This is a genomic window from Priestia sp. KCTC 13724, assembly GCF_056820425.1.
Map to the genome: position 1 here is coordinate 39264 of NZ_JBXDLD010000036.1, position 8353 is coordinate 47616.

Annotated in this window: 9 protein-coding genes; 3 read left to right on the forward strand and 6 right to left on the reverse strand. The window is 38.7% G+C overall.

The features are described from left to right. Positions 1-68: 68 nt before the first annotated feature. Positions 69-533 (reverse strand): MarR family winged helix-turn-helix transcriptional regulator, encoded by a 465-nt coding sequence (locus AC1UFB_RS05940; RefSeq protein ID WP_025908405.1) that lies wholly within the window; start codon positions 531-533, stop codon positions 69-71. Between the two features lie 143 nt (positions 534-676). Here AC1UFB_RS05940 and AC1UFB_RS05945 point away from each other — a divergent pair, with 143 nt between their 5' ends. The 3 genes from AC1UFB_RS05945 to AC1UFB_RS05955 all read left to right on the forward strand — a co-directional run bounded on the left by AC1UFB_RS05945 (position 677) and on the right by AC1UFB_RS05955 (position 2617). Beyond that, positions 677-1447 carry a DUF4931 domain-containing protein gene (locus tag AC1UFB_RS05945; RefSeq protein WP_061786600.1) on the forward strand — a complete coding sequence of 257 codons (771 nt, stop codon included), beginning with the start codon at positions 677-679 and terminating at the stop codon, positions 1445-1447. A gap of 126 nt (positions 1448-1573) precedes the next feature. Then, positions 1574-1867, forward strand: a complete 294-nt coding sequence (locus AC1UFB_RS05950) for a hypothetical protein (protein ID WP_482588736.1) — start codon at positions 1574-1576, stop codon at positions 1865-1867. 18 nt (positions 1868-1885) lie between these two features. Continuing rightward, positions 1886-2617 carry a ZIP family metal transporter gene (locus AC1UFB_RS05955; protein WP_061785071.1) on the forward strand — a complete coding sequence of 244 codons (732 nt, stop codon included), beginning with the start codon at positions 1886-1888 and terminating at the stop codon, positions 2615-2617. A gap of 49 nt (positions 2618-2666) precedes the next feature. On the opposite strand, the gene AC1UFB_RS05960 is transcribed toward AC1UFB_RS05955, so the two are convergent. The 5 genes from AC1UFB_RS05960 to AC1UFB_RS05980 all read right to left on the reverse strand — a co-directional run bounded on the left by AC1UFB_RS05960 (position 2667) and on the right by AC1UFB_RS05980 (position 8221). Continuing rightward, the gene (locus AC1UFB_RS05960; protein WP_061785072.1) at positions 2667-2906 is read right to left on the reverse strand and encodes an aspartyl-phosphate phosphatase Spo0E family protein; all 240 of its coding nucleotides are present in this window, start codon (positions 2904-2906) and stop codon (positions 2667-2669) included. 276 nt (positions 2907-3182) lie between these two features. After that, entirely contained in the window at positions 3183-4514 is a 1332-nt protein-coding gene (locus AC1UFB_RS05965; RefSeq protein WP_100347410.1) for a CoA-disulfide reductase, read from the reverse strand. Positions 4515-4616: 102 nt separating this feature from the next. Next, the gene (locus AC1UFB_RS05970; protein ID WP_025908400.1) at positions 4617-5636 is read right to left on the reverse strand and encodes an ABC transporter permease; all 1020 of its coding nucleotides are present in this window, start codon (positions 5634-5636) and stop codon (positions 4617-4619) included. Continuing rightward, positions 5633-7138 carry a sugar ABC transporter ATP-binding protein gene (locus AC1UFB_RS05975; protein WP_025908399.1) on the reverse strand — a complete coding sequence of 502 codons (1506 nt, stop codon included), beginning with the start codon at positions 7136-7138 and terminating at the stop codon, positions 5633-5635. Before AC1UFB_RS05975 ends, AC1UFB_RS05970 begins: the two co-directional genes overlap by 4 nt. Positions 7139-7150: 12 nt before the next feature. Beyond that, positions 7151-8221, reverse strand: coding sequence for a sugar ABC transporter substrate-binding protein (locus tag AC1UFB_RS05980; protein ID WP_061785075.1), 1071 nt, complete (start codon positions 8219-8221; stop codon positions 7151-7153). Between the last annotated feature and the right edge of the window lie 132 nt (positions 8222-8353).

Consider the following 8353-nt stretch of genomic DNA (forward strand, 5'->3'; position numbering starts at 1 on the left):
CTCCTTTAAACAATCCGCAATCGCTATTTTCTCACACAAAAAAAGCATCAAACCGATGCTTTTTTGCTTTATTCAGACGGCGTATACTCATCTGCATAGTGTCCAATTTTCTTTAGTAGCGAAATGGCTACTTCTTGCTCTTCACTTGTAAGAACAGATAAAATACTATGAATGCGCTTCTCATGATCAGGAAACATGCTTTCAATCATTTCTTTTCCTGCTTCTGTAATTTGCGCATACGTGACACGACGATCATTTGGACAAGCTACACGCTCTAAAAAGCTCTTTTTCTCTAGCTTGTCAATAACATACGTGATGCTACCGCTTGCTAATAAAATTTTGCCACCAATTTGCTGAAGAGGCTGTTTTCCTTTATGATATAAAAGCTCTAATACAGCGAATTCAGTTGGGTTCATACCGTGTTGTTGAATAAACTTATGAACATGCTCCATAACGGAACGATTCGCTCTTGATAGAACAATGAATAATTTTAAAGATTGATCTAATTCTTCTCGATTTACTGTTGAATCCATTTTTATCAGTTCCTTTTTTAATTTATCTCGATATCAAGATAATACTAAAATCTGGTTAAAAAGTCAACGAAGCAAGCTAAACAGTAGATTTCTTCTAGTTGTTCTACTACAATAGATATAATTAGATTAAAAAGGTGAAGCTTATGAAACCATCTCATTTATTTTTTAATTCAGCAATTGGTTCACAAAAACCAGAAACCATTGTAAATCGTCAAAATCCTTGTCCATTCTGTGATGTGGACTCCTTAACAGGCATTATTGAAAAAGAAGATTCAATTATTTGGTTAGAAAACAAGTACCCAGTTCTCCAAAATGCTTACCAAACTGTGATTATCGAAACAGATCAATGTCAATCAGAACTATCAGAATATCCAAAAGAGCATTTGTATAAACTGTTTTCGTTTGTCACTACTCGCTGGCTACAGATGATTGAGAGTAAAAAATATGAGTCCGTCTTATTCTTTAAAAATCACGGACCCATGTCAGGGGGTTCTCTTCGCCATCCGCATATGCAAATCATTGGATTAAAAACGTTTGATACAAGCTCAAATATTACTGATGCACATTTTGAAGGCATCTCAATTCAACAAAATAAAGATGTCGAGTTTAACTTATCTACAAAGCCAAGAATGGGATTTTTTGAATTTAACATTGTGACATCGAATATTGAAGAACATAATAAAGAAGTAGCTGATTATATTCAAGCTGCTACTCATTATTTGCTTAATCATTTCCATCGTAGCTGCACGAGCTATAACCTGTTTTTTTATCAGTTGGATGATGGACGAAGTGCATGTAAAGTGATTCCTCGCTTTGCAACCTCTCCGCTGTTTGTTGGGTATGGAATCCCTCAGGTGTCAAACAAAATTGAAGAGATTGCAAAACAAGTTCACTCTCTTTATTTTTCAAAATAAGCAACAATGAAAAAAGAGGCTGGGACATAAGTAATTCAGCCAATGATAAACCTGAACGATTGAGAGTTTCTCACTTTTAATCGTTCAGGTTTTTTGGTTGATTGTGAAAACAATGTTGGAAACAGGGTGGAATGGAGCGTAGGACACTCGACTCCTGCGGGAAAGAGAGGGAAAACGGAGATCCCGCAGCGCAGCGAGGAAGCTCAGGTTCCTCCCCGCGGAAAGCGAGTGGCCATAGCGCAATGGAACGAACGTATTCAGACAAACCAAAAAGATTGGAACAGCTATTGTTCGTCTCTTAGAAGCAATCATTTTGTTATGTCCCAAACTCTTTTTTCATATGAGAATATGAAAGAAGTTCTGCTTTCGCGAAAGAATAAAGAAGATTATAATGAGTGTAGTAATGATGTGGAAAGATAGAAGAAAAAGGAGATTGTTATGACAGACGTACTTATAGGCAGTATTCTTTCTGCACTATCTACAGGACTTGGTGCTGTGCCAATTCTGTTTATGAATCAGGCAGTAACGCACCGTTGGAAAGACGTGTTGCTCGCGTTTACAGCCGGAATTATGATGGCTGCTTCAACAATGAGCTTAATCCCTGAATCCCTTGCAAGCGGAAGTTTTTATTCGTTAGCAATCGGGCTTTTACTCGGGGTCATGACGCTTACAATTTTAGAACAAAACATACCTCATATTGACTTAGAGCATTCTAAAACAGGGATTCAGTTTGACGAAAAAGCTTTATTAATTATTGCAGCAATTACGCTACATAACTTGCCAGAAGGATTATCAGTTGGTGTAAGCTATGCATCTGATGCAGAAAATACCGGAAACCTGATTGCTTTAGCCATCGGATTACAAAATGCACCGGAAGGATTATTAGTTGCTTTGTTTTTAGCGCAGCAAAATATCAGTAAGTTCAAAGCATTTTTTATTGCAACATTAACAGGATCAGTAGAAATTATTACGTCACTACTTGGTTTTTATCTCACTAATTTTGTCGAGTCTCTTGTGTCGTATGGATTAGCATTCGCAGCTGGAGCAATGTTGTTTATCATTTACAAAGAGCTAATACCGGAAAGTCATGGAGATGGAAATGAACGCTTTGCAACGTATTCTTTCATCACGGGCCTATTATTTATGGTTTTTCTTATTAACTTCTTTTAAGGTACAAGTAGATATAGGGCAGATTCGAGCACAGCTTTGCTGCCCTTTTTTACGATTTTGAAAAAGACAAAAAGCGACTGATTGTTGCTGTAATGCTTGTCCGATCTTCTTCCTCACGTAACAGTTGTTTTTGATAAAGCGTTAAAAGTTGATCTAGCTCTTGACTACAGGTAATCGTTTCTTCACTTGATAAACCTGTTTTTTCACCAATCTCCACCATTTTTTGTCTTTTCCTCACAATTTGTATAAATAACGCTTCTGATTTACTTTGCTTTTTTAAACCAAACACAAGATCCTCTCCTATTAAAAGAAAAATTAGCCTATAACGCATTATTACAAATTCTACTAAATATGTAAATAGAGTCGCAATAATAGACATTTTTCTTATAAAGTTTTTTTAGCCTAAAGAAAGAAAGCGTTATCAACGTTGATTTCTCAACCTTTAAATTTTAGAAAAAAAAATTCCTCTTCGACAAAACATGCAAATATGACAACGCATCTACAAATTCTGCAACGTCTCCTTTAGACGATAAAACCGACGTGATAAATTCACGTCGGCCTCTGATTATGTCGCTTTTTGAGAAGCAATTTGAACCGCATCCCAAACGGTAGCAAAAGGCGGAGCATAGCTAAGATCTAGCATGGTTAATTGCTCGGTTGTTAGCCGTGCCGTAATGGCTGTTGCAAACACATCAATCCGCTTGGCTGCTTCTGACTTACCCATAATTTGTGCTCCTAGTATAATATGTGTATCTTTTTCATAGATAAGTTTAACCAACATTTTTGTTGCATCTGGATAATACGGCGTATGATTATAAGCGTCTACCGTAACCGCTTTATATTGAAGGTTTTCTGCTTTTGCCTCTTTTTCAGTAATTCCAGTTTTAGCAACTTCTAAATCCATAACTTTTAGGATGCTGGTACCAATGACACCTGGGAAATGTTTATCTTCTCCTCCTAGGTTTGCGCCTAAAATTCTCCCTTGCTTATTAGCAATTGTACCAAGTGAAAAATGAACCGGCTTTTTCAACACAAGATGGTAGCTGCTTGCACAATCACCTGCTGCATAAAGGTGCGGAACGTTGGTTTCCATTTTGTCATTAATGAGGATCGCACCGTTTTCGAGCATTCGAATGCCGTTTCTCTCTAAAAAAGATGTATTTGGCTTCACTCCCACATTTACAATAACAAGGTCTGCTTCATGCGTATTTTTATTGGTGCGAACCGCAGTTACTTTTTTACGTTCTGCAATTAACTCTTCTACTTCTTCATTTACATGAAAAGCAATATCATTTTTCAGCTCGCCCTGTATTCGTGTAGCAATTTCTTCGTCAAACATGGATAGTATATGATTCCCGCGCTCAATAACAGACACTTGCTTTCCTAATAGATGCATGGTCTCTACTAATTCCATTCCAATATATCCACCGCCGATAATCACAACTTTTTGTACATTTTCTTCTTTTAAATAACGATGGATGTTCGTACTATCTTCTAACGTCTTTAATGAAAAAACATTTTGAGCATCAATCATAAAGGGTGGCTTTACAGCTGAAGCTCCCGTTGCGATAATAAGCTCATCGTACGACACTTCTTGTGACTCATTTGTTTGATGATTATGTACAACAACATATTTCTTTATGTGATTCACTTCTTTTACTTCATGTTGAAGATGAACCGTGATATCACGTTCTTTAAACTCATCAACCGTTCGAGCGATAAGACTTTCTTGCTCTTTCACAACACCTGATAAATAATACGGCATACCGCATGCACTATATGAAACATCTCGGCCTTTCTCAAATACAATAATTTCGGCTTCTTGATCTAAGCGACGCAGCTGAGATGCTGCACTCATACCACCCGCAACGCCTCCAATTACAATAATTCGCTTCATTTTATAGCCTCCTTTTTATTTGCATATTTCCCTTACTTTGCCCGATTTCAAACAAAAAAATTGCACGAAGATGACAAAGTCACCTCGTGCAATCTACCGTAATCATTTCTTTGAACGATAGTATGTAAGAGCTAAAGCCGCTGCAAGAACCGTTCCTTTAATAATATCTTGTGTATAATACGGAACATTTAACATCGTTAAACCATTTAAGAGAACGCCAATTAAAATAGACCCCAGCAGCGTGCCAATAATATTCGGTTTACCTGCTCCAAATACAGAGAAGCCGATATAGGCTGCGGCAACGGCATCCATTAGAAAAGGAGCTCCTGCATTCACTTCTCCTACCCCAATTCGCGCTGCTAACACAACTCCTCCAATCCCCGCTAGTAAGCTAGATAACACATAGGCATACATGCGGTAGCGGTTGACTGGAATTCCTGAAAGCCTCGCTGCTTCCATATTTCCACCCGTTACATAAAAGAATCGTCCGTATTTTGTATACGTGAAGAAAATATGTACAACGAGGACAGCAAGGAGCATAATAATTACTGGCACCGGAACTCCCAAAACATGTCCTTGTCCTAAGGCTAAAAAAGAAGGAATAAAGATTCCAGGTGCACGCTCTCCACTTTCTAAAGGCATATTCGTATAAATAGCCGATCCTTTCGTATAGGTTAACAAGATTCCCTGCACAATAAACATCATTGATAGCGTGGCTAAAATATCAGGAATTTTAACTTTCACGACAAAAAATGCATTCACAAGCCCTACAAGAAGTGAAGCTAAAATAGGAATCAACAATGCCACTAGCAGCTCTTGACGGTGCAACACAAGCATCGATGCTGATAGAATGGTTGCTAACCCAGCCGTCGAGCCAACTGATAAATCAAGACCATTTACAGTCAGTGAAATTGTCACACCTAATGCGATAAGCGTTACAATTGAAATCGAACGTAAAATATCGCTGATGTTTCCTGGAGTTAAAAAATTGGGTGAAGCAATTGAAAAAAAGATGGTGACTAATAAAATGGCTACTACCGTACCGTATTTTGTGACAAACTCCATCAGCTGTCCTGTTTGTTTCTTTGCTTTTACTTGTTCATTCACTAACTCTGCACTCATACCGTTCCTCCAGACGCGTAATAAAATAGCTGTTCATACGTTGCTTCTGCTTTCGATAGTTCTTTTACAATTTTCCCGTTATACATAACGTAAATTCGATCAGCCATGTTGACCAGTTCATCAAATTCACAAGTTGCATATAAAATGCCTTTTTGCTGTTTAGTTAGCTCATTCATTATTGAGAAAATCTCCTGTTTGGAGCCGATATCAATTCCTTTTGTTGGCTCATCAAATATATATACATCGGTCTCTTTTAAGAGCCATTTACCAATAGCTACTTTTTGCTGATTCCCACCGCTTAGCGTTTTTACTTTTTGCTCAACAGACGAGGCTTTAACACCAACATTCGCAGCAACACTCTGAGATGCTTCTTTTTGTTTTCGCTTTTGTACAAACGACCATTTCGTAAAATCTTTTAAGCTTGGAAGTGACAAATTAAGTACAATCGATTCGTCTACTAAAATGCCTTCTTTTCGTCTTTCTTCTGGTATGAGAGAAAGCTTATTTTTAATATAGTAACGAGGAGAGCGATTTACTAAAAGCGGATGATTGCGCATTGATAGCTGACCCGCTGTTTTGTTCTCCAGACCAAATAAGCTTCGACACAGCTCTGTTTTCCCTGCACCGACAAGTCCCGCAATGCCAACAACTTCACCTTCTTTAACATGAAAGGTAATATCTTGTAGTACGTTTGGCAAAGACAACTTTTCCACACGAAGCAGTTCAGTTCCCACCGCTACCTCTTCACGTACCGACTCCTGCGCTACTTGCTTCCCTAGCATAAATGTAATCATTTCTTGCATTGTAGATTGCACAATTGCTTTTGTCACAACATGCTTTCCATCTTTTAAAACGGTGTAAACGTCGCATAGGTCGCTAACTTCTTGAAGGCGATGAGAAATATAAATAATACCCATGCCTTTTTTCTTTAAGTTCGTCACAACTTCAAACAAACGCTTTGTCTCATGTTGACTTAGCGGTGCTGTTGGTTCATCCAAAATAATATATTCCGCATCTTGTAAGATCGCACGAGCGAGTAATACCTGCTGCTTTTCTGCTAGCGTTAATTCCGATACATTCTTTTTAACGTTTAACGTTGAACCCAGCATAGCAAGCGCCTTTTTCGCTTCAGTATCATGTTGCTTCCACTTAACAATTGCAGGGCTACCTTTACTTGTTTGGCGGTCCAGCACAATATTCTCTGCCACCGTTAGTGATGGTACAAGCGCGACATCGACTTCTTGATGAACAATTGCAATACCTAAGTTTTTTGCGTCTTTTGGAGAACCAAGCGTAACAGAATGACCATTTTTGTAAATGGTCCCAGTATATTCTGAGTATGCTCCAGATAATATTTTCATCAGCGTACTTTTCCCTGCACCGTTTGCTCCCAGTAAAGCATGGATTTCGCCTTTTTTCACGGTAAAGCTCACATCTTGAAGCGCTTGAAATGATTCAAATGACTTTGCGATATGCTTCATTTCTAATTGTTCGATCGTCATCTGCCTTCTCCTCTACTCTTTTTGATTCCAAGCTTCTACAAACTCACCCACTTGGTCCATATTAATAGGCGCATCAGGTAAATCATCCTGAGTGATGAGCGTTGGGTTAAACGAGTAATATCTCGGTATGTCTTGTCCAGCAATTCTTTGCAGAACAAATTCCACTTGCTTTTCACCAATTGCTGCTGGATTTACCGCTGCTGATGCTTTCCATGGGCTATTTTCTTCTTGCATCATCTGCAGATCTTCATCCGATAAATCGACGCCGTAAACTTTAATTTCATCTCGGCCAGCTTCTTTAATTGCACGCGTAGCTCCTTTGGCGAATTCGTCCCAAGGTGCCCATACGGCTGTAATGTCGCCTTTGTTTGGATATTTTTTCAAGATAGCCGCCATTTTTGTTTGAGTATCTAGCGATGTATTAGATGTAGCGTTTCCAAATCGCGCTACTTCTTCTACGTCCGGATAACGTTCTAACATTGCTTCATAAATGGTGTTTCGCTTTTCCATTGGCGCAAAACCACCAACAAAAATGTACACAATCTTTCCTTCGCCATTAATATCCTGCATCATTTGCTTTAAGCCTTGCAGCGCCAACATATAGTCATCTTGATCAATCGTTGTTACGCCGTCTACATCTAGCTCAACATCAAATGCAACAACGGGTATACCTTTTGCAACGGCACGCTTCACGCCAGGTTCCAACGTTTCAGAACGACCGTGCTTAATGATAATACCATCCACATTTTGATTAATTGCCGTATCTAAATACGCTGCCATTTTTGACTGATCGTTGTTGGCATCTGACACGGTAAGCTGAATACCTTGTTCTTTGGCAGCCGCTGTTGCACCGCTAATATACTGGGCTGCGTGCGTTCCCGTCGTAAACTCGGCAATAAGAGCGACTTTCGTATCTTTACTAACGTTTTTTGCTGTGAAATTCGCCTCTGTCTTTTGTTCTTCTTTGACTTGTGGCTTACTTGCCGCGTTTATATCCGGCTGTTCGTTTGTACATCCAACCGTAACGAACAGGACAAATAGCAATAAAATAAATGAGTTGCACCATTTTTTTACATTTTTCATCTTCTTCCTCCATCTATTACTATTCTCATAAAAATAGTAAGAATTATTCCTAGCGCAATGAACAGCAAGCGCCGACTTAAAGCTTTTATTGCTTAAGAAAATGCCGCTTCATCAAGAAGAGAAGCGGCATTT

What these genes read in the sequence shown, in the direction of transcription:
- AC1UFB_RS05945 (WP_061786600.1), top strand. Translation starts at nt 677, where the DNA reads ATGAAACCATCTCATTTATTTTTTAATTCAGCAATTGGTTCACAAAAA.
- AC1UFB_RS05980 (WP_061785075.1), bottom strand. Translation starts at nt 8,221, where the DNA reads ATGAAAAATGTAAAAAAATGGTGCAACTCATTTATTTTATTGCTATTT.
- AC1UFB_RS05975 (WP_025908399.1), bottom strand. Translation starts at nt 7,138, where the DNA reads ATGACGATCGAACAATTAGAAATGAAGCATATCGCAAAGTCATTTGAA.
- AC1UFB_RS05965 (WP_100347410.1), bottom strand. Translation starts at nt 4,514, where the DNA reads ATGAAGCGAATTATTGTAATTGGAGGCGTTGCGGGTGGTATGAGTGCA.
- AC1UFB_RS05955 (WP_061785071.1), top strand. Translation starts at nt 1,886, where the DNA reads ATGACAGACGTACTTATAGGCAGTATTCTTTCTGCACTATCTACAGGA.
- AC1UFB_RS05940 (WP_025908405.1), bottom strand. Translation starts at nt 533, where the DNA reads ATGGATTCAACAGTAAATCGAGAAGAATTAGATCAATCTTTAAAATTA.
- AC1UFB_RS05970 (WP_025908400.1), bottom strand. Translation starts at nt 5,636, where the DNA reads ATGAGTGCAGAGTTAGTGAATGAACAAGTAAAAGCAAAGAAACAAACA.